The following is a 22,304-nucleotide window of genomic DNA, read 5'->3' on the forward strand; positions in this document are numbered from 1 at the left end:
ACGACACATACAAATTCAAATTATATGAGTACTTTGAAGATCAACAACTTATGCTAGTTATTGAGTAAGAAGAGCAAACTGCCACCACTGAGCGAACTGCCGTAATTGAAGTTAATCCCTACACCGAAATTATCAAAGAAGTAAGAATCGTAAGGCACATCGAACACTAAGCCTGCACCAAACTCATAGTAATAGTGGGTATCGAGTGGGTCGGTAAGATCCCCTGCGACGTCGATTCTTCGCAGGTTATAGTGAATCTGAGGGTTCTTTAACGACCAAGCATCCAATGCCACATTTTGTCTGAATTCAATCTCATTGATAAAGCGCAAACCTTCAGGGTTACTGATATCGCCATCATTGGCCTCCCCCCAGCCTGTTCCATAGAAATAACGCGCTCTTGATGAGACATTCCAACTTCCCCATTCTTGCTTCTGTAGGTATTTGAGTTTGACCGACGGCTCGCCAATTAAAGCCCACGCAGAAGTGTTCAACGCGTATCCATCGAGCTGAGATTGAAAGGCTTGAGAGTAGCTGTTTTTATATTCGTATTTATTGCGGTAGTAGAGCAAGTGAGTGCCTAAACCATAAACGATAGACCAATGTTGGTTTAAATGGCTTTGAGCGCCGAAAAAGCCATACAGGCCCAATACTGAGTCTTTATTGGGGTTAGCTCGACGGTCTGATGTGACATCGGATGAAATCTCAATATCCTGCTCAGAGAGCGCATAAGAGCCTCGCACCGACCAAATCAAATCTAAGTCAGGATCATCGGTTTTAATCACGGAAGAATAAGGAATAGAACCGACACTGACTTGGCTTCGAGTGTCGATGGTTTTATCGGAGCCAAAACCACTGTCATTTAGGTTGATGAACGAGTTAGGGTCGAAGTCCACAAAACCAATAGAGACGGCATCGCTGTCAGTCAGCGCAATTGAAACGGCGAATATCTTTTCTAAGCGATGTTGAATCGCCTCATTAGATGCATAGGCCTGGGAAGAAATAAGGCCTGTTAAAAGTAAACCAATAGAAGGGGGATATAACGATTGGGGTGAAAGCATTAAGTTGACTCCATTCAAACTTATGCTTCAAGTGTAATTGGTAATTTAACTATTTCAATCAGACAGTTAATAGTGTGTTTGATACCCCTCTCAGTTCAGTTTGTAAGAGTGTCGCCAAATCTATTGAGCCCCAAAGCTCTTCTACGTCTTGGATTCTAAAGTGAATAATCATATCTACCTCTGTTTAAATCTTAGGCTCATGCCGAAAACTCGTCCGAGAACTCATTCGAGAACTCATATTGAATCAATCTTGATCGGGATACTTACCATAATGCGCCACGCGCACTTTAAGAGCTGTTTCGCATACTGAGCAATAAGCGTTTGAATATCCTATATTTATCTCCTACGTTTTTTATAACCCTTACTCAGGAAGAAGTAGATGAGCAATATTGAAAAAGTATATGGATTTAATACGCCCCAGCGACTCTTTGTCGGCTACACACTCGCAGTTCTCGTTGATTTAACCGTTCTCAATTTTTTTGATGAATACTGGGACTTCGTTAATATCGAGTCATTCACCATCTCATTTGCTGCCGCGATTTTGCTGCAGCTGTTGCTCAAACTCTCTATCGGTTTAGAACACAAACTCGCAGATTACTTCAAGTCCAAACCGGGGACTGCGCCTAAGATCTATAGAGGCTTGTCTAGCTACGTAATTCTGGTCGGTTCAAAGTTCGTGATGCTAGAAGCGATCAACATCTTATTTGGCGACAAAGTCGATTTCACTGGCCCTTGGAACGGTGTGGTCGCCTTCTTTGCCGTGGTGTTTACGATTCTGATTGCCGAAGTGATTGTTTCTAAAATTTACTTCGCACTCGATGACACACAGAAGAGTGAAAAAGCCGCTGCGCTCGATTAGACAAGGTTTAATAGAACCGAAGACAAAAAAGTGAGCCAACAAGGGCTCACTTTTTACGTTAGGCCTTTGAGCCAAAACAAGATAAAGATTCGCGTGGTTAGATAAAGACTCTCGCTCTAATACCAAACACCCAAGCACTGCTCTCAGTTGAAAATGCAGGATCTTTGATGTACTGAATGTCAGGCGTTACTTGGAAATGGTCGCCAAACTGCATGTTGTAATAGATCTCAGCTGTCCATTGTTCTGTGCTACCGCTTATTGCTTTCGCATCAGCTGCAAAAGAATCACCATTCACTTCTGCCCAGTTCAACGCTACGCCTAAATTGTTGGTCGGTTTTCCTAATCCAAAGTAACCCATACCAACGGAAATCGATTTATCGTAAAGGGCTACATCCCCTTCTGAGAAACCACCGCGAATAAACGGCATCACTTGCGGAGTCATAAACTGACTCCATGAGAAATTAACACCTGAACCACCTTCAGTTGCAAGGCTGTTACTATGGCGAGTATCGTCACCAAAGTCCCAGAAAGTCACATGGAAGTTGTCGGTATAGATCTGCTCTTGCGAAGCGGTCCAACCTAATTCTAGTGTCGTAAAGTAAGATGCATCGCTACCAAAAGCGGTATCAAAGCCATCGAAAATATCATCTGACTGACCATTTGCATCGGCAATGCCACCGACTACGTAAAAATTCTCGCCCAACATATGTCCAGCAGAAAGAGCAAGTACACCATCGTCAGGTAAACCCATCGCACCTGAGCCTGTCGAGAATGCTAAGTTCGTAAAACCAGACCAAGGGCTTGCTAGAGCGTATACATCTGCATAGTTCGTCACATCCTGCCAACCGACAACGATAGTGCCTTTACCATCGTTGATTTTTTGCTTCCAGTTTAAGTCCGTAACTCGAAAACCTTGGTCACTGAAAGCTGGAGCAATCATACCTACATATCCAATTTGGTCTGAACCTATAAACCCAAACTCTTTTGGCGAAGTATTGCCATAAGCATGCCTATGTTCCACCTTCCAAACCAAGCTACCTAAGTTTTGTGTGCCATTCCCCAATAGATGCCATGAACCGTATAGTCGTGCCACACCCGAAGATGCATTAACGCTATCGCCACCAACGCCATCTCCAGAAGCAAGGCCTAAAGCAAAGTAATCCGCACCAAATGTAAAACCATCTGCAGCAAGCTTTTCACGCCAACCCAGTTGCTGATCTTTTTGTTTTGAAATTGTATTTTCAACAGAATCTGGACCTTCGAAGTTTGCGCTATATACCGCAGGGCTCATTGAGGTTGCTAGCACCATCACAGCCATACTCACTTTAGATAATCTTGAATTCATCTTGTCACCAATGCATTTTGAGTTAGTTCTATTTTATTCATTGCTCACATTGAAAATTGTCATTTGATGACAAGCATTAATTTTCTTTTTCATAATAGTCTTCAATCATCGAAGCCTTCATTTCATAACCCATGGTGAGGTTACTTTTGCCATCTACGAGGAAGACCTCTTCAGTCACTTTGTTCGAGCTAAAGTCACCTTCAACCCACACTGGGTACTGAACGTTCTGTACCTGAAAGCCTTCAGGGAAAGACACGCGCACAATCTGGTTTGCAGGTGGTGGCGGCATGTGGATACACGCACCCGCCACAGGCACTAAAAGAAACTCTGTTGCAGTCATTCCCTCTGAGAACTCTAGTGGAACGATGAAACCGGGAACTCGTACTTTCTTACCATCAAACTCTGTCGTAATAGCTTCGGCGTTTGCTTTCATGGTTTGCATGTATTCATCACGCAGTGCGATCATTTCGTCTGCGTCCACGCCCTGCTCTTTTAGCGTTTGTTTCAATAATAAAGCCTGTTGTTGAGCTTGCTCTTCCTCTGATGCACTCATTGCTATCACACCTTGTAATAGACGCGTTTGTTGATCGGTGAGATCCGGCATTTCTACTTTCATTTCGTGAGACTCTGAGTTCAGGTCTTGCCACTCAAGATTCATCGCTGTTTCAGAAAAAGTAGGAAAAGCAACGGTCGTCAGTGATACCACCGACAGGATAAGAGAAAGCATTTTTTGCATAAGGAACACCTTGAAGAGAGGTGACCTACCCAAATAGGTCACCCATTAAAGCTTAATTTTTAACTGAGTTGTCGAACTGAGTTACAGCGTGTTTTTGTAGACTTTGCCGTCTTTCATGATGACTTTGATGGTATCGATTTCAGGGCTGCGCGGCTCTGCATCAAACCATTTTTCGTTTGCCCCAATCACTGACAAGTCTTCAAGTGGGTTGCCTTCAACAATAATGATATCGGCGTATGCGCCCGCTTCAATCACGCCTAACTTACCCTCTGGGTATGGGTCCATCACGCCAGATAACTTAACGATCTCACCGTTTACCGATGTCATCCCTTTCAGAGTGAAGAAGTTACCTAACTCTTTACCCGCAAGGAAGATCGTGTGGTCGGTTTGCTTAATACAAGAAACCACGTCACCGACACAGTCCGTGTGGAAACCCCATTTAGGTTGGTACTTGTTGACGTTCGAGATGTAGTCCTTGAACGCTTTGGTTGCCGACTCCGCTTTTCGCTTAGAAGCTGGGTTCGAGTTGATCGCTTCAATCTGCGTCAGGTAAGGTGAGAATGCTGTCATGTTCGTTGTAATGTAAGCGTCTTTATCTTCCATCTTGTCGGCGATATCGCCATCGAACATGAAACCGTGCTCGATCGTTTTAACACCCGCATCCAAATTACGCATGATCGCTTTTTTACTGTAAGCATGAGACATCACGTAAGAGCCATATGCATCAGCAATTTCCACGGCGGCTTCAATTTCTTCCGCAGACATCGCATTCAGTTGCCAAGGGTCAAATGACGAAGCAACACCACCCGATGACATGATCTTAATTTGAGTATTGCCTTGCTTGAAGTTTTGACGAGCAGCGGCTTTGATTTCTGTAATACCATCGGCATTAAAGCTCACGCTATTTCGAGCCATACTGGTCGATGAACCAAAGAAGTGTTGGTTAGCCGTGGTTAGGTTACTGAAATCGGCATGCGAACCCGTCGGGCCAATAAATGCGCCTGATGTGTAAAGTCGTGGGCCCGGCAACATGCCAGAATCGATTGTTTTACGTAAGCCAGTATTCAAGCCACCAGCATCACGCCACGTGGTGAAACCTGATTGAAACACAGCGTTAGCGTTCACTGTTGCTCGAGCAGCCAGTTCTTCAATCGTACGGTTGTTTTCGTGGTCACTTAGATTACCGCCATTCAGCAACAGGTGACCATGGCCTTCGATTAAACCCGGCATTAACGTTTTGCCTGTGCCATCAATCACTTCAGCTTCGCCAGCCTCTATCGGGCTCGCAGAGATTTGCTTGATCAGGTTGTCTTCAACCAGTACGTGATGATCTTCGTACAATTTGTTTTCCGTACCATTGAACACATCGACGTTAGTAAATAGCGTTGATGCTGCATTTGCAGAAAGAGCAAATGAACACGAAAGAGCAACAACAGAGAGCTTTAAACCAGTATTTTTCATTTTTACACCTTGTTATCCATAAATGAGTGGAATCCACTTCCCATAACGATTCCGTAACTACTAATGAGTGTTATGAGGTTTCAAAGGTGTTTTTCATTACCCGCGACACTCGCAAACAACAAGATAAAACAACTCATCAACATTCAATAACTTAGTAGTGATACTGACAGTATTCAATGTTGAAAAATGGCCATTTGGTGACAATGATTAATTATGCGGATCAAGTCCTGCTTACGTAATGATTTCGATACAGTCGTTATTTCGGCTACAACTTCTATTAGCGTTGTTGTAGCCGCTCTTTTCGATACTGTCTTGGTGTCATGTTCATCTGTCGTTTGAAGGCACGTGTAAAATGAGAGGAGTCAGCGTAGCCCATCTTTGTGCCTATTTGAGTAATCGACAAATCCGACTGCGTGAGCAGTTCCAAAACCTGCTCGAGCACCATCTCTTCTATCAAGGTTTTATAGACGACACCTTCGTTTTCTAGTCTGCGTTGGATGGTTCTGACATGAATATTCAGAATTTCAGATGCCAAGCTAATTGGGAGTTTCCCCATCGTGAGATAAGGTTTAATCACAAGTTTGAATGCGCTCAGAAATGAGCTGGGTAGAGGCGTGGTTAGTTCAGGTGTATGGCCGCTCTTTGACAACACGATAGGCGCAAGCATGATTTCTTCAGGGATCTCAAAAGCTGTGACCGGTCTATGCGTATAAAACTGAGCACTGCCCATTTGTGGTAGAGATTGAAAACATTCGAGGTCGCCATTCTGAATTCCGACCTCAGACGGCTTCCAACGACCTTTCGTTAATACTGAAAGTAGCTCGTTAATGAAAATAACAGAGAACAGTTCAGCGAACTTAAACCAAGGTGCGTTAGTAAATGGCTTCTCGCGAACCAACCACCACTTGCCTCCGGATGGCTTGGTATAGACATTCGCACCATTGGATACGAGCTTCAACTGCTCACCAAATTGGTCTAGCGCGCTCTTTAGCGAATCCTGATGACTGAGTTTAGCGACGAACCTTGGCACATAGGTTTGTTTGCAAAAGCTCCACATAAACAGTGAAAACTCTTCTCGTGACGCCGACTCACCCATAATTTTGACCACGTTTTTAATGGTGGTCTCAGGGAGGTACTCGTAATGGTCGCTACTGGTGAGAATGTCATTGGGGATTTTGGCATTGCGTAGCAAGGTATAGATTTCACCGTCGATATGTTTGAACAGTTCAGCAAACAGCTCCACTTCTTTCTTGTCTACAACCGTCATTTGAGGGGTATTCGGCATCCTTTCCTCTTAATCTGTTCTTTCACGAACTCAAATTATCACCTTATTGAAGATAGCAGAATAAATGACGAGTGACCTAGGCTTACTAACCGAATACCTCCGTCAAAATAACGAATAAACAATCGGTTAGTAGCCAAACTAGCGTTTACTGACTTAGCAGGTTACTGAACTACGAGATTGGCTCTATGCACCAAAAACGCTCGAACATGGTCGTAAATCAGGTTGAATACAAACGCGTAAATAGTAATAAAAATGGTCACGCCGATATCCATCAAAAATGCCTGCCAAATCCCGATGTTGAGCAAGTACGCCATCACCGGGATCGTCGCCACCAGCAAGCCGGCCTCAAATAATACGACATGAAAAACACGTAACTTGAGCGAACGCTGTGATTTTTCCCCCGTGAAATAGCGATCAAAAATGCGGTTAAAACAGTAGTTCCACATCATCGCGATACTCGCAACAACTATCATGGTTCCTGATAAGGCATTCACATCGTGATCGGTAAATATCGCTAAGCCGACAATGGAAAGTGTTACGGCCAATACTTCAAATAACACAGAGTGAAACACTCTTTCTAACGTACTCATACATTCCTCTAAATAATCTATTACGTGTTGGATTGGTCGAGATTATGTCACCTGAAATAATAAGAGAAAGTTAACAGCCATCACGAATAGTGATAGCCTGAGAATTATCACCCCATTTAGTATTGAGCGAGAGATAGCATGTACAGTTTTGAGCAACTAAAAGTATTCGTCACTGTGTGTGAAAGTGGTTCTTTTTCGGCGGCCGCGCGCAAACTGAAACGCGCTCAATCCGGCGTCAGCCAGTCGATCGCCAACCTAGAGATAGCCATCGACCAAGAGCTTTTTAACCGAGAGAAAAACATCCCCGTTTTGACCAACACAGGGAAAGCGTTATTACCTGTAGCGAAGTCAATTCTCGACCAACAAAAGTACTTCGATCAAAAAGTCGAATCACTGACTCAAGAAGATGAACATGAGCTGATCATTGCGGTTGATGAAAGCATCATAGATAAAAACTTCCTTAAGATAATCAGCTCACTGGCCGATCAATTCCCAATCACGCATTTCGATATTATTACGACCTCAACCTTCGATGTTGAAGACCTAGTAAGACGCGGAAAAGCACAGATAGGCATTATCTATGCGGATGGTGAGCTTAAGGTAGATATGGACTTTTTCTTACTTGGCCAAGCACGTTTCCTAACTGTCAGCTCGGCCACTCACGAACTGAGTCAAATGTCCGTAGTACAAGACTCAGACCTCAAGCGCTACCGCCAATGTGTGCATCGCAGTTCAAAACAGCGCGAACTGTGGTTTACTTACGGGATTAGTTCAATGCTCTGGTATGCCAACAACCACAAGACGATTATTGATCTCGTTGAGCAAAACGTTGGCTGGGCAAATGTGCCTGAAATGATGGTGATGGAAGGCATTCAAAAAGGTGACTTGGTTGCTCTGCCAGTGGCACACGAGCATGGTGGTTGGATAACCCCTGTCGGTTGCTTGGTGTCGCGTAGCCACATTAATGGGCCAGTGCTGACCAGCTTGATTGAGAAATTAGAAGGTTACTCACTGCAATACAATCAATGGCAGGCAAACTAAAAGCTGACCCATTTTTAGAGTCGAGGTTGGTAATGATTGCGCCTCGACTACCTCATTTCCACTCATCGTGCCGATAAATATCTTTGTCGTCTGGATAAAACACCCTAGTTGATGTCCCAAAGTGACCTAACTACACTGCGATCCCAACGGGTTTGTCTTTTCAAACGAATATAGACAGACCCAAATCGCTCTTTAACACCACTGACCCAACTTCAAATCTCCCAGATTAAGCGCTCTACCTAGCAGTTGCTTATATCGGTTTCTAATAGATCACTTTTTGAATTTAATTCGCCCCAGTTTATGAGTGCTCTTTGAGTGCTTTTCTATATCTAAATGAACCTTTTGGAAAATTTGTCGTGAACGTTTTAAGAAATATTTGCCCTGAGAAAATGGGTAAAGAGCGTAACAAACGAGAGTATGATTTACGCGTACTTAATTGTGTCAGTGAAAGCGAATATGAATCGCGTATGGCGGTTTGGAATAGCCTAGCATTAACTGCTACTCCGCCTGCTTCGGAAACAAAGGGCTTCATCGATGAGTCTTTCAACAAGCTTCAACAAGACCTGAAAGAAGCTAGCCGTGAGTTGTCGATTAACTACACGGACTTCATCGCAATGGCGCATGAAGAGATCAACTACATTAAGGTGTTTGTTGCTGATAAAACCGCACAATACGGTTGGTACGCTGCAATTGTTCTTATGATCATCGGCACGGTTGCTCTTTGCATTCAATAGACCAAACGATGTGTCAGATAGAGCACCTTAAATACTCTATCGATAAGCACATCTAGCACGACTCTGTGCTTGTGCTTTCACTAGAAAACAGATGACCAACTTCATTTGTTTTCTAGTTCTACTCCCTTCAATCTCCCATCAGAGATAACAAATCCAGCGTCGCTTGTTTCTGGCTTTCAGCGTGACATATCGCTGACACCAAAGCCAACCCATGAATGCCTGTCTTAACCAACTGCGGAATGTTCGACTCGTTAATTCCACCGATACCCACAATCGGCAACTTCGTTGTTTCCAAAGCCATTTGAATGCCTTCATAACCCCAATGTTTCTTTAGATTCGTCTTAGTCGGTGTGGCAAAAAGCGCACTGAGTCCAATGTAATCAATCGGCAAGCTATCGGCTTCTTGTAGCTGCTGTTCAGTTTCAATCGATAACCCAAGAATCTTATCAGGGCCAATCAACTGACGTGCTAACTCTGCAGGCATATCCGATTGCCCTAAATGCAAACCATCAGCGTCGACAGCCAATGCTACGTCCACTCGGTCATTGATAATAAGCGGAACACCGGAGCCAGTCAAAATGGACTTAACCGCTTGTGCTCGTTCAATGAAGGCTCTTACGTCCCCATGTTTTTCTCTTACTTGGACCATAGTGACGCCACCCGCAACCGCTTGTTCAACTACGAACTTAAGCATTTCTAAATCTTGTTGGTCATCCGTTACTAAGTAGAGCTTATAAGGGTTCATTTCGTACCTTTGAAGTCGATGTCTAAAGTTGACGTTGTACCATTTTACCGACAAATCGCATCATGTGCATGGACGTTAATACTAAATCGGCTCAATTAAACGTGCGCCACTAAATATGCAACTTATTGAAATGATAGTGAAAACTGAATTAGCTAACTAAATCGTTACTTTTCACACAAACTATTCACTTTGAGTATGCCCAACACACCGTTTTATGAAATACTAACCTGTGAAGGAATCAGGTCAATATAGGGATAGTTATGCGCCACCTTTCTATAGCGCTCAAGATCAAGCTGGGTTATGCCATCTGCTTGCTCTTTTTCGTCATTTCAGGCTTTGTGAGTTACAAAGGTATTCAAACCTTGTCGAACGGTTTTAGCCAATACAGTGAACTCAGCCAAAAAGCGACATTATCAGGCAACATTCAAGTGCACTTTCTTCAGATGCGGTTAGCTTCTGAACGTTACTTAGAGTCATTGGATGAACAGTACGAAACGAATTATCAATCAAGCAAACTTGCGATTGATGAACTGCTGAACAATCTAATCCAAACCACCAGCAACACCGATAGCCTAGCTAGCCTGCAGTTAGTGCAAGACAGCGTGGCGGCCTTTGATGTGGCTTATGGTTCAATGAAACAGAGTGAGCTGCTCATTGACCAACTGGTCAACGTTGAGATGGTCAAACGAGAGACCAACGCACTGAAAGCGGCTCAGAGCTTGTTGTATGAGTCTTACAATAACAACGATCCAAACGCGAGCTTGTATGCCGGTATGTTGATGGAGAACTTCCTCGCAGCCAAGATCACCGTACTCAGTTACTCAAACAACAACGACCTTAAAACCTATGAAGCGGGTAAAGATATCTTTGAATACGCGCTACCAGGTATTGAAGGCGACATTGAGTCTCTCAAGTCATCGCCTTATCAAAGTGAGCTGATCGAAGACTTCTCGAACCAACGCGAAGCGTATGCAAAAGGCTTTGAGCAAGTTCATCAACAGATGATTGAGAACACCCAAAGAACCGCTAGCCTCGCCTCTATTGGTGATAGCTTAGCGATTTCGGTAGCCGATGCTCAGAGCATTCTAGAACAACAGAAACAAGCGTTAACACCAGAACTGCAAGCCAGTGAAAAGCGCTCGATTCAAATCATCATCTTGCTAACGGGTGTCGCTTTGGTTATCGGCATGACGAGTGCCGTGTTGGTAACTCGCTCTATTACCAAAGGCATCGCGCAGGTTAAACAGATCACCAATGAGCTTTCTCAAGGCAACTTGAATGTTGAAGTGAACATCGAGAGCAAGAACGAGATTGGCGAACTGCTGACTAATATGGAGATCACCATTGAATCTCTGCGCGATATTGTTGGCCAAGTGAACCGCTCTAGTGTGCGCATTGGTGAGATGTCTGAATCACTCAATCAAGTGACCAATAACAGCTCGACCAACGCAACACAATTGAACAGTGAAATGATCAATATCTCTTCTGCCGTTGGTCAATTGGCTTCGAGCACTTCAGAAATTGCTGCAAGTGCTAACCACGCCTCTCAAGTTGCCAACCAAGCAACCGAGAATGTGGCGATGGGACTCAAAGAAGTAGACAAAACACTGCATGAGATTGGCAGCGCCGATGAAAGCATGCAGGTCAGTAGCCAAAAAGTGACCGACCTACACAAAGAGTCGATGAACATTGGTGCCATTCTTGAAGTAATTAAAGGCGTATCTGAGCAAACCAACCTATTGGCATTGAATGCCGCGATTGAAGCTGCGCGTGCGGGTGAACAAGGTCGTGGATTTGCAGTAGTTGCCGATGAAGTAAGAACCTTAGCTAAGCGTACCCAAGATTCTGCAAGCCAGATTGATGAACTCATTACTTCGTTACAACGTGGTGCTAAAGATGCCTTAGAGTCCATTAAGGTCAGCCACAGCACGGTTTCGGATGCTTCAACTCAGGCACAACAAGCTTCTCAGAACTTACATGTGATTAATCAACACATCCAAGATTTGAATCAGGCCAACAGCCAAATCGCAGTATCGGTGGATGAGCAGGATTGCTTGACCAAGTCACTAGGTGAAAACGCGCAAGGTGCTAATACCATTGCACAGAGCAACCAAGAGTCAGTCAGCAGTATTTCTGGTGCAGCGAGTGACTTAACCGAAGTTGCTCACCACTTAGAAAGCCAAGTGAATCGATTTAGAACCTAACGAAGCCTGTTGCTAGTCTAACGAAATGGCTAGCTCGACAATATAGTTAGCACGCTTCTGAAGCAATAATAGAAAGGCTCCCGACACATATGTGTCGGGAGCCTTTTAGTAAACGAGATAATTTAAATTAGATAACTAACAAGCTAAGAACTTGGTTTGAATCTACTGAATCTTCAGACGTTGAATCAGCGTCTCTTCGTCTAATTGATACAACTCATCAAGCAAGTTCATTTGCAGGCTACCTGGGCCACGTGAGTTTTCAGCTGCGATTTCACCAACCACGCCTAATACCGCAGCTGCCGCTAAACCGCTGTCATCACCCACAGCAGCAAATGCGCCCGTCAATGCCGTTAGGGTACAACCCATGCCGGTCACGTACGGCATCATTGGATGACCGTTATTTAACGTAACAACGCTGTCTTTGGTGACAACGTAATCTGTCTCACCAGAAATCACCACATTCGCACCGTATTCAGCGACTAAGCATTGCGCTGCGCCTAATGCTGCATCACTGCTATCTAGGGCATCAACGCCTTTGCTCTGCGCTTGCTCGCCCGCTAACGCGATAATCTCAGACGCGTTACCACGAATGATCAACTTGTCAGCTAAGCGTGCGATTTCACGAGAAGTCTCAGTACGCAGCGTACTAGCACCGCAACCCACAGGATCAAGAACCACAACCTTGTTGTTCGCGTTCGCTTGCTCAACAGCAAAACACATTCTTGGCGTCCAAACACTGTCGAGCGTGCCGATGTTAATCACCAAAGCGCCAGAGAAAGACATCATCTCTGCCAGTTCTTGTTGTGAATGCGCCATGATAGGAGAAGCACCAATCGCCAATAATGCATTGGCCGTATTGTTCATCACGACGTAGTTAGTGATGTTCACAACCAGTGGTTTTTGCTCTCGTACTGAGCGTAGCGATTGAATTATTTGTTCAGTAAGCATGGGGATAAATCCTTATTCGTTAGAAGTCACTTTAAACAGCTGGAGAATCATTAAGAGCGTTCAGCCCTTGCTGCCAAAAAGCCACTTCCATACGCGTTGCGGTTTTGAAGATATGAACAATGTTCTGACCGCGCTCGCTGTTGATATCAATTTCAGCAAGCAGCTGGTTGAAGTATTCCGCGCCCGTTGCTACGCCAGACTGGAACTCATCACTGCCGTAAAGCTGCAGCCAGCTTGCGTATGGGTTGCCTTCCAAAACGGTATCGCTGCTTTCTAACAGCGCTTTACCGATCACAGCGTAACCAATTGAACACGGAGCCAGTGCCGCATAAAGATCGACAAGATCACCCGTCATACCCGCATCTAGAACGTAGCGCGTGTAAGCGACTGTACCGAAATCTTCCGGTTCGTTTTCTAGGTCAGATTCGGTTAAGCCCCACTGACCACAGTAAGTCACGTGGTGAGATATTTCAGAATCTAGTAGTGCATGAACACTTGGCAGTGCACGGCGCATATCAGCCAATGTTTTAGCTTTGTAGATCGCCAATGCATAAGCGCGGGCATACTGTTTTAAGAACAGAAAATCTTGCTTCAAATAATGCAGAAAACACGGCTGAGCGAGCGTGCCGTTTGCCAGCGTTTTAACAAAATCATGCTCTGTGTAGTCTTGCCAATCTTGCAGACAGGCTTGGATTAAGTCTTGGTATTTCATGAGATTCCTTAGTCAAAAGTCGGCACGTAGTCAGCGGCTTTTGGTAGTGATTTGATAATGCCTTTGTCGAACATGAACTGCGCGTAATCGTCGTAACGTTTTAGATCAACCGCTGAAGGGCGAAGTGCAAAACGAGTCAGCGTGTCATTCCATGCGCGTTGGTTAAGCTCGTTATTCAACGTATCTGGTGAATACGCCACAAACTCGCTCCATGACTCTTGTGGGTGGTTCACAATGTAAGTCGTTGCTTGTTCTAATGCTTTGTTAAACGCTTTGATCGCTTCATCGTCGTGCTGTTTTGCATTCGCCACAAAGATAAGCTCATCATAAGCAGGAACACCGTGCTCTTCTGGGAAGAACGCTTTTGCTTTAAAGCCTTCAAGTGCTAATTGGTTAGTTTCGAAGTTACGTAAGCCACCCCAGATTGCATCTACCTTGCCCGATGCTAACGAAGATGAAAGTGCCCAACCAACATTGATGGTTTGCACGTCGGTAAATGCAACATTTTCTTGCGCTAGCATAGTGCCAATAGTTGCTTCTTCGTTACCTGCAATCGCGATACCGATCTTCTTGCCTTTCAGATCCGCTAGCGAATTGTTCTTGCCGTTATCCAATACCATTAGTGTGTTCAGTGGCGTCGCGATAAGGGTTGATGCACGAACTAAAGGAAGACCCGCTGCCACATCCATGGTTAAGCTTGGTTGGTAAGTTACCGCTAAATCGACCTTACCAGCCGCGACCAATTTTGCTGGCGTGCTTGGGTCTGCTGGTTCTTGAATTTCAATGTCTAAGCCTTGGTCAGCAAAGTAGCCACGCTCTTGAGCGATCACAATCGGGCCATGGTTCGGGTTCACAAACCAATCCAACATCAATGTCAGTTTCTTCTGTTCAGAATCCGCCAATGCATGGCCTGAAACCAATGAAGCAAGCAGTGCCACTGCACCTATCAATTTTGTATTTTTCACGGTTAACCTTTCCTTTTGAATATTATTCTTATGTTGAGCGAAGCTTTATTAAACAGGCTTTATTAAAAGAAGCCTTATTAAACAAGTGTTATTGAGCAAGCCATCATTGGTTCTCCCAAGGGATAGCTTTTTTAAGTAATTTGTCTGTGATGAAGTAGAGCGAGATAGACAGCACCGCCAAGATGAATAAGGCCGCAAACATCTCATCAATGATCATGCGCGCGTTGGCTTGCAGCATTAAGTAACCTAGCCCCTCACTCGAACCCACCCACTCGCCGACAACCGCGCCAATTGGAGCAATAACCACAGCAACACGAATACCAGACGCCAGTGTTGGCAATGCAGCAGGCAGTTGGATGTGACGAAGCAGTTGCCATTTCGATGCGCCCATCGTCTTAGCAAGATCAAGATAACCCGTCGGCGTATTACGCAGGCCGTCGTAGCAGCAAGTCGTCACAGGGAAGAAGATAATGATTGCCGCCATCACCACTTTTGAAGCGATACCATAGCCAAGCCACAGCATCAGCACTGGCGCAATCGCAAATACAGGAATCGCTTGACTCGCAATCAAGATAGGCAACAACCAACGTTTCAATGGATCAAACATCAACATCTGCAAGGCGAAAAACAACCCCATAGACAAACCCAGTAATAGCCCAAGTAAGATCTCTTGCGCGGTCACCCAAGTGTGCTTGAGTAACACATCGTAGCGTTCGATCAACTTGAGGAAGACTTCTGCGGGAGCTGGCAGAATGAAGCTTGGCATCTCGAAGATAACCACCACCATTTGCCACAAACCAAGAATCACAGCACTGCTGATGACCAAACGCATCACGGGATTCATCTGACGAGGACGTTCAGTGCTAGTCTGCGTGTTAGTTGAGCGAGTCACAGCTTCACTTCGCGTTAGATCATTCATAATCACGCTCCAACTGATCTAAGATCGCTTGTTGTAACTCAGCGCATTCACCATCTAACACTCGTGGTGTCACCGTGTTGGGCACAGATAAAGACCGAGCATTCGCAGGTGTGCCTTGCAACACATACAAGTTGTCCGCCAAACGCACCGCTTCCTGTGGGTCATGAGTGATCAGCACAACGGTTTTACCTTTTAGCAGTTCACACGCTAAACTTTGCAGCTTGTGTCTTGTTACCGCATCCAGCGCAGAGAACGGTTCGTCCATCAGCACGACTGGCTTGTCTTGCATTAGGGTTCGAGCCAAAGCGACACGCTGACGCATACCACCAGACAATTGATCCGGCATCGCATTCGCGTAATCGGCCAAACCAACCGCCGCTAATAACTCTAGTGCTTGATTGGTTTGTAGAGCTTTATCAGAAGCAGGATTTTGAAAACGATGACTCAAACACACATTGTCGATAACCGACAACCACGGCAATAACAAGTCCTGTTGCGCCATGTAAGCGATGCGATCCGTTAAAGGTAGTTCATCAGAGGTTTCCAATGTGCCCTGCCATTCCACCTTGTCGTCCAACAAGCCTGCCAGATAACGCAATACCGTGGTTTTCCCGCAGCCACTTCTACCCAACAATACCGTCCACTTACCTGCGTTTAAGCTAAGTGACAATCCCGATAAGGTTGCGTGCTCGCTGTCGTTATAACGTAAGGAGGCATTGCTGAGTTGAACGCCAATCGTATTAACGGACATTACCGTGTCCAACGAAGAAATGATTTACAGGGCCATGACCTTGACCAACTTGCAACTCATCAGCATGAGCAATCGCGCGAGAAATGTATTGTTTGCCTAGGTCGACAGCTTGCGTAAGCGTGTTGCCTTGAGCCAAGAAAGAAGCAATAGCAGATGAAAGCGTACAACCCGTACCGTGCGTGTTTTTGGTAGGATAACGCTTCGCGCTAATCAGAGCAGACGTGGTTGGCAAAATCAGTAAGTCGTTACTGTTTTCATCCTTCTCTAAGTGGCCGCCTTTTAGAAGTACCGCTTTCGCACCCAAAGCTCGCAGGTCTTCAATCATACCCTGCATTTCAACTTCGCTTTCAGGTACTGGCTTGCCTGTTAATGCTGCGCCTTCAGGCAAATTAGGAGTAATGATATCTGCCAGCGGAATCAGTTCTTGCTTCAGCGTCGTGATAGCCGAGTTTTCTAGAAGAAGGTCGCCACTTGTTGCGACCATTACAGGGTCAATCACTAAGTGTTTAGGTTGGTACTGCTTAATTTTGTCGGCGACGACTTTGATGATTTGCGAATCGGCCAACATGCCGACTTTTACTGCCACGATATTCAGATCAGTAAAAACCGCATCTAACTGGCTAGCGACATGGTCGAGCGGAATAGGAAAAATGGCGGAAACGCCTTGAGTGTTCTGGGAAGTGATAGCGGTAATTACCGAACAAGCGAAACTACCGGTAGCAGACATGGCTTTAATATCAGCTTGGATACCTGCACCGCCACCACTGTCTGAGCCAGCAATCGTCAATACAATCGGAGTGTTCGTTCGAATCGAACCATCAACAGAGTGCTGTGAAACTGAGGCTTTAGGCGTTAAATCTTTTGAAATAGAACTGTGTGTCATTGTCGCTCCTACTATCTTACAAGACGTAGGAGAACGAACACCGATCGAAGGAGAAGTCGCATTAGGCTCATGAAATTTTTCATGGGTGCAGACGTAGATCGAGTGCTTATAGTTCCCTACGCCAGTGTTAACTGAATCAGGTTCAACGGGTCTCGATTAACGATCTCAGCACACACCAAATAAGGTATATGCCCCCCGACTATTGATAGCGATAGTAACAGCACTCTCACAACTGAGATACTGATTTTATTCAATTATAAGAATTACGCATGAATAAATTTCAATTAGACGCTACAAAACAAATACTTATAGCGTTCCTTTAGATGGTTTCGACTGTATCAACAAGCACAGCACAATCAGAGACATACCTAGCCAACCTATAAAAGGAATCAGCTCACCGACAACACAGACGGCAAGCACCGCTGCAACGACCGGCTCAAGCAAGGTGATCAGATTAGCGCTGCTTGCGGTGACATGTCGTAACCCAAAGCTGAAAGCGATATACCCCAAACATTGAGGAAGTAACACCAAGTAACTCACCACTAATATGTTTGTATTCGAAGCGAACAGGTTATCTCCTGTAAACCACAGGGTTGGCAACAACAACATAGCTCCTAGCCCAAATATGCTACCCATTGCCGCTTGCGACTTAATGCCTTCGTCTATCAAAGCTTTTGTCGCCCACGAATAAATGGCGTAGCACAACCCAGCAACCAAACCCAACCCAATACCCAATAGCTTTAGATCCTCACCGGATTCATTCGCCGATGAAGATTCTGAAAACACCAACAACCCAATGCCTACGACTCCAATGGCAAAGCTCGTTAACCAACGCTTGTTGATATTATTCTTTTTGCTAATAAGACACTCTAAAAGTGCAGAAAAGAACGGAGCAGTAGCTATCGACACCACCGTTCCCATCGCGACACCCGACAATTTCATCGAAGAGTAGAAAGCCAAAGGATAGATCGCCAAAGCCAAAGCACTCGCTGCTAACAGCTTTTTGTTGAGCAAAAGCTTATCAAGTGAAGATAAGATCTTTCGATACGCCAAGGCCGCTTGCATTAAGCCGCCGACGCCCATCGAAAATGCACCAATCGCTAACGGACTAAGATCAGGCGCAAAGCTTGCGGCTGTCCCTGTCGTGCCCCATAAAACAGAAGCAAACACGATGGCTAAAGTACCCGTTTGGAATTCGTTAACGCGATTGATGGCAAGATTCATTTCTATTACCCAATTTTCAGTTCTGAAATAGATAATAATGAAGATTGATAAAAGTTAGTTTGCCAAAAGGACGCTATTGTTGTTTCTAAAGACTGTCTTTCATTGAGCCTAGAAACGCCCTTGGAGACATTCCAAAGTGCTGAGAGAAGCGGCGACTGAAAGCAGAAACATCACTATATCCCACATTTTCAGCGATCAATTGAACAGGTAAATCTGTGTGGCTTAGCAAGGCTTGCGCTTTCTCCATACGATATCGAGTGATGTATTTAAGCGCACTGATACCCAGGCATTCTTTGAAGCGTTTTTTGAATTGGGTAGGACTCAAACAGGCCGTTTCTGCAAGTTGTGAAATGGATAACGGCTGCGTGTAATTATCCGCAATGAGCCTTTGCACTGCGCGAATACGAGGGTCGATGCTCTTGCTTACTTGTTGTTGCTCTAACAACAGTGAAAACACATCCAAGATGGATGACTCAATGCCACTGTCGACTTGATATTCCAACTGCTTTTCAACAAACAGCAAGAAGCTCATTAAAGGTGGCGTGATAGTAAACACCGAGAGATCATGCTCTAACAAGTGCTGCGGTAACTCCATCATATCCGCAACAATAAACCGCGCGGCTTCATCCGCCTTAAACGCATGCGCTGTAGTGACCGGAATCACCACACATTCACCCACGGCCACTTTGCCGACATACCCCACCATTTCGATATTAATACTGCCTTGGATCGGCAATACCAATTGATGATGGTCATCATGAGCATGGGTATTAAATTGCTTGGTGTAAGATCGAATGCTTAAGCTAGATTTCATGAGCAACGCCGGAGTTTAGTTTATTGAAACATGAGTGTTAAAACGAAATTACATGATTTAGGCGAGGTAGTCACATCGGGCTCGTGTTTTTGTCGTCCCCTCCTCAGCTTACTCTGTTTCTATGAAGGATCAAAAAAGCCGTTTAAGTATTGATACTCAAACGGCTTTTTATTGGAGTCAAATTCGCAATCTCAAGAACAGTTAACCGAATCGGCTATACTCTCTAACAAAATCGCTCATTCAGACTCTATTATTTTTGAAGTTGCTCTTTAGCGGCTTCAACCTTAGAAAAATCTAGGCCAAGTTCTTCAACTGCTTCTTTGATTAGCGTAGGGTTTTGCATTACCTGGCCCATCAGCATTTGAAGTTTATCTTGTGGTAAACCAAGTTGGCTGATCGTCGCCATTGCTGCAAGAGGATTCTCGGTCAACGTTTTGAATAGCTCGCTGATCTGCTCGTCGCTAATATTGTTCTCTTTCAACATTGCTAAAATCGGGTTCATTTTTTTGCCTTTGAAACACTAAATTAAGTAGGAGCACAGCATACCATCTAGCTGTGCTCGATTGTACTAGCAACTTATACTTTGCCTACCGTGAGGTAACGCTAAGCCTAGCGAGACTCTAATGGGTAAGAGCGGTAGCTCCACATCCCATACGTTCTAAGAGCATCACGGTAGATACCTAGTAACTCGCCATCACTCGCCTTCTTAAGATCTGCGAGTGGTTTGTCTGGGTAAGAAACCGTATCGAAGGTGATGCCCTGAGGGCCGGTTTGCCAGCTAGCGATTTCAAATAGAGTTTGACCACGACGAACATGGCTTGCCGAGCTGATAATGGTCGCGTGCTTAATATCATGACGAGCAAGTGCGTAGCTACTGAACAAGGCATTACCCACCGTGCTAGTCGCGTAGTTCTCTTCAATGATGCGATCTTTACTTACCCCTTTTTCGATAAGCCAATCCGCCATTAACTTACCTTCAGTCTTATGGTTCTTTGGCACGCCACCCGTTAACACGATCATCGCATCTGGGTTCGCTTTAGCCATCGCCAATGTTGTCTCAAGACGCTCAATCAAGATCTGATGCATAGAACCATCAGGGTTAAGCGCGTAGCCCAAAGTAACAATCGCGCCGTGTTCATCCAATAACCCTTTGTCCGCCGACTCTTTCAGTGGTGTTTCTAGCACGCGATCAACCGTAGCAAAAATACGCTTGATGTCCTCTGCTTTGCCCTTGTTCAGGCTTTCCAGTTTCTCCATGTGCTTATTCGATTCACTGTCATTGCCTTCGAATCTCTGCCAAACCGCAAGATACGCGTGCAAGTCGACATCGTCTGGCGCAACCGTCAATGCTTGTTCAAACAACTCAATCGCACGCTCAGCATTCTTGTTGTAGATCTGAGCGTTCGCTGCCGAGATCAACAAATCAGTACGGTAAGGTTCTAGTTGGTATGCCTCTAACAATCGGTTAGTCACAATTTCCATGTTACTTGGCATTTTAGCCGTGAAGCCCGCGTGGGAAATTCTTGCCGGAGACTTAAACGCCTGCAACGCATCAAGAAGTAGTTGGTCGACAACTTGTCGCTTAGTTACCAACTGCGCGTAGTCAGCAGAAGCCTGCACAGCGCCATCGTTAGCAGCAAAAGAGTAAGGTGTCGCGCCAAAAGCGAGCATGCCACCAAGAGCGAGGGCAATAATGTTCTTTTTCATGGAAAGATCCTGTGTCGTTAAGTGTTCACATCAGATTTGCTCACCAATGTAAGCCTCCAAGATTAAAAAACCGTGAACCAAACCTTACTCTCTGAGGTTAATATTCATTTGTTGCATAAGGTGTGGCTGCAGATCACGATTTTATGCGCCAGAGTAAGCTCAACTATCCAGATAGCTTCGAGTTATGAGTAGCTCCCTTGATGTCTTTGGAATATTTAACTTCGAATCCCACCTGCCTATTCAATCTAAACCCGTAAGTTTCGAAGCCCTGTCTTATTTCTGAATGTGCGTTTTATGGTCATTATTTCAGCAACTTAAAACGCTATCTCCCTACAAGTCGACGCTCATTCACGTTTGCTCAACCAAGGTCAAAAAGCACAGAGTGTGATATCAAATCAGTCAATTCACAGAAAATTCAAAAATCAGCCATTGAACGATCGTTCAAGTGGTGCTTTAATGAATGACCAATACAAGGAGTTACCCCATGCTTAAGTTCTATTTTCACCAAACACCCAACCCAATGAAGATCGCTCTGTTTTTGGAAGAGACAGGCCTAGATTTTGAACTTGTTCCTGTCGATACCTTAAAGGGTGAGCAGCATTCACCGGAATATCGTTTAATCAATCCAAATGGCAAAACGCCAGCGATTGAAGATGAAGGACAACGTGTATTCGACTCTAACGCTATCTTGCTGTACCTATCTGAGAAAACAGGCAAGCTAGCTGGTCAGCCAGAAGACAGAGCTGAACTGTTATCTTGGATGATGTTTATCGCAAGCGGACTTGGCCCTTATTCAGGTCAATCGGTACACTTCCGTCATGCTGCGCCAACAGGCCTAGACTACGCCGTGAACCGTTACCTACGTGAAGCACAACGTCATTACGAAGTGTTAGAGAAACATATGGAAGGTCGTGAGTTTTTCGTCGGAAATGAGTACACCATTGTCGATGTCGCGGCATGGGGTTGGATTGATAAAGCACCTGTCGTGCTTGGTGAAGAAGGTCTAGAACCTTACCCTAACTTGAAGCGTTGGTTTAACGCAATCAACACACGCCCAGCCGCACTGCGTGCCCGCGAAATAGGCAAAGACGTTGAATTTAAAACCGAACGTGATGAAGAGGCGCTTAGAGCGTTATTCCCGTCTAACTTCGCTGAATAACAATAATAGTAACAATAACAGTAACAGTAACAGTAACAGTAACAGTAACAGTAACAAGAACTCTATTACCGACACTCACCAGTTAAGCGTTCAGAACATGAATACGAAGCTCAGTTCCGTGCTGAGCCGTATTGTCAAAACAGAGCTTGATTGGTGAGTTAAGC

22 protein-coding genes and 1 riboswitch are annotated in these 22,304 nt (G+C 44.9%); of the genes, 5 read left to right on the forward strand and 17 right to left on the reverse strand.

The features are described from left to right. Positions 1-53: 53 nt before the first annotated feature. The gene (locus tag ITG09_19455; GenBank protein ID UPR55103.1) at positions 54-1,058 is read right to left on the reverse strand and encodes a Solitary outer membrane autotransporter beta-barrel domain; all 1,005 of its coding nucleotides are present in this window, start codon (positions 1,056-1,058) and stop codon (positions 54-56) included. A 379-nt stretch (positions 1,059-1,437) separates the two neighbouring features. Between ITG09_19455 and ITG09_19460 the strand changes: the two genes are divergently transcribed. Further along, entirely contained in the window at positions 1,438-1,917 is a 480-nt protein-coding gene (locus tag ITG09_19460; GenBank protein UPR55104.1) for a hypothetical protein, read from the forward strand. Positions 1,918-2,014: 97 nt separating this feature from the next. Here ITG09_19460 and ITG09_19465 read toward each other — a convergent pair whose 3' ends face one another. From ITG09_19465 to ITG09_19485, 5 genes are all read right to left on the reverse strand, one after another. Further along, on the reverse strand, positions 2,015-3,235 hold the full coding sequence (locus ITG09_19465; GenBank protein UPR55219.1) for a carbohydrate porin: 1,221 nt from the start codon (positions 3,233-3,235) through the stop codon (positions 2,015-2,017). Between the two features lie 103 nt (positions 3,236-3,338). Beyond that, complete coding sequence (locus ITG09_19470; protein ID UPR55105.1) at positions 3,339-3,998, reverse strand: DUF3299 domain-containing protein; 660 nt, start codon at positions 3,996-3,998, stop codon at positions 3,339-3,341. Positions 3,999-4,079: 81 nt separating this feature from the next. Beyond that, on the reverse strand, positions 4,080-5,459 hold the full coding sequence (locus ITG09_19475) for an amidohydrolase family protein (protein ID UPR55106.1): 1,380 nt from the start codon (positions 5,457-5,459) through the stop codon (positions 4,080-4,082). Between the two features lie 277 nt (positions 5,460-5,736). Beyond that, the gene (locus ITG09_19480) at positions 5,737-6,726 is read right to left on the reverse strand and encodes a helix-turn-helix transcriptional regulator (GenBank protein UPR55220.1); all 990 of its coding nucleotides are present in this window, start codon (positions 6,724-6,726) and stop codon (positions 5,737-5,739) included. Between the two features lie 179 nt (positions 6,727-6,905). Continuing rightward, the gene (locus ITG09_19485; GenBank protein UPR55107.1) at positions 6,906-7,334 is read right to left on the reverse strand and encodes a PACE efflux transporter; all 429 of its coding nucleotides are present in this window, start codon (positions 7,332-7,334) and stop codon (positions 6,906-6,908) included. A gap of 138 nt (positions 7,335-7,472) precedes the next feature. On the opposite strand from ITG09_19485, the gene ITG09_19490 reads away from it, so the two are divergent. Further along, complete coding sequence (locus ITG09_19490; protein ID UPR55108.1) at positions 7,473-8,375, forward strand: LysR family transcriptional regulator; 903 nt, start codon at positions 7,473-7,475, stop codon at positions 8,373-8,375. 389 nt (positions 8,376-8,764) lie between these two features. Next, positions 8,765-9,109 (forward strand): thiamine-phosphate diphosphorylase, encoded by a 345-nt coding sequence (locus ITG09_19495; protein ID UPR55221.1) that lies wholly within the window; start codon positions 8,765-8,767, stop codon positions 9,107-9,109. Between the two features lie 127 nt (positions 9,110-9,236). Here ITG09_19495 and thiE read toward each other — a convergent pair whose 3' ends face one another. Beyond that, complete coding sequence (gene thiE / locus ITG09_19500; protein UPR55109.1) at positions 9,237-9,854, reverse strand: thiamine phosphate synthase; 618 nt, start codon at positions 9,852-9,854, stop codon at positions 9,237-9,239. 260 nt (positions 9,855-10,114) lie between these two features. On the opposite strand from thiE, the gene ITG09_19505 reads away from it, so the two are divergent. Next, positions 10,115-12,058 (forward strand): methyl-accepting chemotaxis protein, encoded by a 1,944-nt coding sequence (locus ITG09_19505; GenBank protein ID UPR55110.1) that lies wholly within the window; start codon positions 10,115-10,117, stop codon positions 12,056-12,058. Positions 12,059-12,220: 162 nt separating this feature from the next. Here ITG09_19505 and thiM read toward each other — a convergent pair whose 3' ends face one another. The 10 genes from thiM to ITG09_19555 form a co-directional block, all read right to left on the reverse strand. Beyond that, entirely contained in the window at positions 12,221-13,006 is a 786-nt protein-coding gene (gene thiM, locus ITG09_19510; GenBank protein UPR55111.1) for a hydroxyethylthiazole kinase, read from the reverse strand. Between the two features lie 31 nt (positions 13,007-13,037). Next, entirely contained in the window at positions 13,038-13,718 is a 681-nt protein-coding gene (tenA, locus tag ITG09_19515; protein ID UPR55112.1) for a thiaminase II, read from the reverse strand. 8 nt (positions 13,719-13,726) lie between these two features. Then, positions 13,727-14,683 (reverse strand): ABC transporter substrate-binding protein, encoded by a 957-nt coding sequence (locus tag ITG09_19520; protein ID UPR55113.1) that lies wholly within the window; start codon positions 14,681-14,683, stop codon positions 13,727-13,729. Between the two features lie 103 nt (positions 14,684-14,786). Further along, positions 14,787-15,602, reverse strand: a complete 816-nt coding sequence (locus tag ITG09_19525) for an ABC transporter permease (GenBank protein ID UPR55114.1) — start codon at positions 15,600-15,602, stop codon at positions 14,787-14,789. Beyond that, the gene (locus ITG09_19530) at positions 15,595-16,353 is read right to left on the reverse strand and encodes an ABC transporter ATP-binding protein (GenBank protein UPR55115.1); all 759 of its coding nucleotides are present in this window, start codon (positions 16,351-16,353) and stop codon (positions 15,595-15,597) included. Before ITG09_19530 ends, ITG09_19525 begins: the two co-directional genes overlap by 8 nt. Beyond that, positions 16,343-17,236, reverse strand: coding sequence for a bifunctional hydroxymethylpyrimidine kinase/phosphomethylpyrimidine kinase (thiD, locus tag ITG09_19535; GenBank protein ID UPR55116.1), 894 nt, complete (start codon positions 17,234-17,236; stop codon positions 16,343-16,345). Before thiD ends, ITG09_19530 begins: the two co-directional genes overlap by 11 nt. A gap of 96 nt (positions 17,237-17,332) precedes the next feature. Continuing rightward, a riboswitch (TPP riboswitch) is annotated at positions 17,333-17,444 on the reverse strand. 98 nt (positions 17,445-17,542) lie between these two features. Beyond that, a complete protein-coding gene (locus ITG09_19540) occupies positions 17,543-18,460 on the reverse strand; it encodes an EamA family transporter (GenBank protein UPR55117.1) in 918 nt (305 codons plus the stop codon). An 85-nt stretch (positions 18,461-18,545) separates the two neighbouring features. Further along, positions 18,546-19,274, reverse strand: coding sequence for a helix-turn-helix domain-containing protein (locus ITG09_19545; GenBank protein UPR55118.1), 729 nt, complete (start codon positions 19,272-19,274; stop codon positions 18,546-18,548). Positions 19,275-19,524: 250 nt separating this feature from the next. Then, positions 19,525-19,776: a DUF2999 family protein gene (locus ITG09_19550; protein ID UPR55119.1), complete on the reverse strand. Its 252-nt coding sequence runs from the start codon at positions 19,774-19,776 to the stop codon at positions 19,525-19,527. 107 nt (positions 19,777-19,883) lie between these two features. After that, positions 19,884-20,981 carry a YdcF family protein gene (locus tag ITG09_19555; GenBank protein UPR55120.1) on the reverse strand — a complete coding sequence of 366 codons (1,098 nt, stop codon included), beginning with the start codon at positions 20,979-20,981 and terminating at the stop codon, positions 19,884-19,886. Positions 20,982-21,465: 484 nt separating this feature from the next. Between ITG09_19555 and ITG09_19560 the strand changes: the two genes are divergently transcribed. Further along, positions 21,466-22,140 (forward strand): glutathione S-transferase family protein, encoded by a 675-nt coding sequence (locus tag ITG09_19560; protein ID UPR55121.1) that lies wholly within the window; start codon positions 21,466-21,468, stop codon positions 22,138-22,140. Positions 22,141-22,304: the final 164 nt, after the last annotated feature.

Origin of the sequence: Vibrio cyclitrophicus, assembly GCA_023206055.1 — a bacterium.
Lineage (GTDB): Bacteria > Pseudomonadota > Gammaproteobacteria > Enterobacterales > Vibrionaceae > Vibrio > Vibrio cyclitrophicus_A.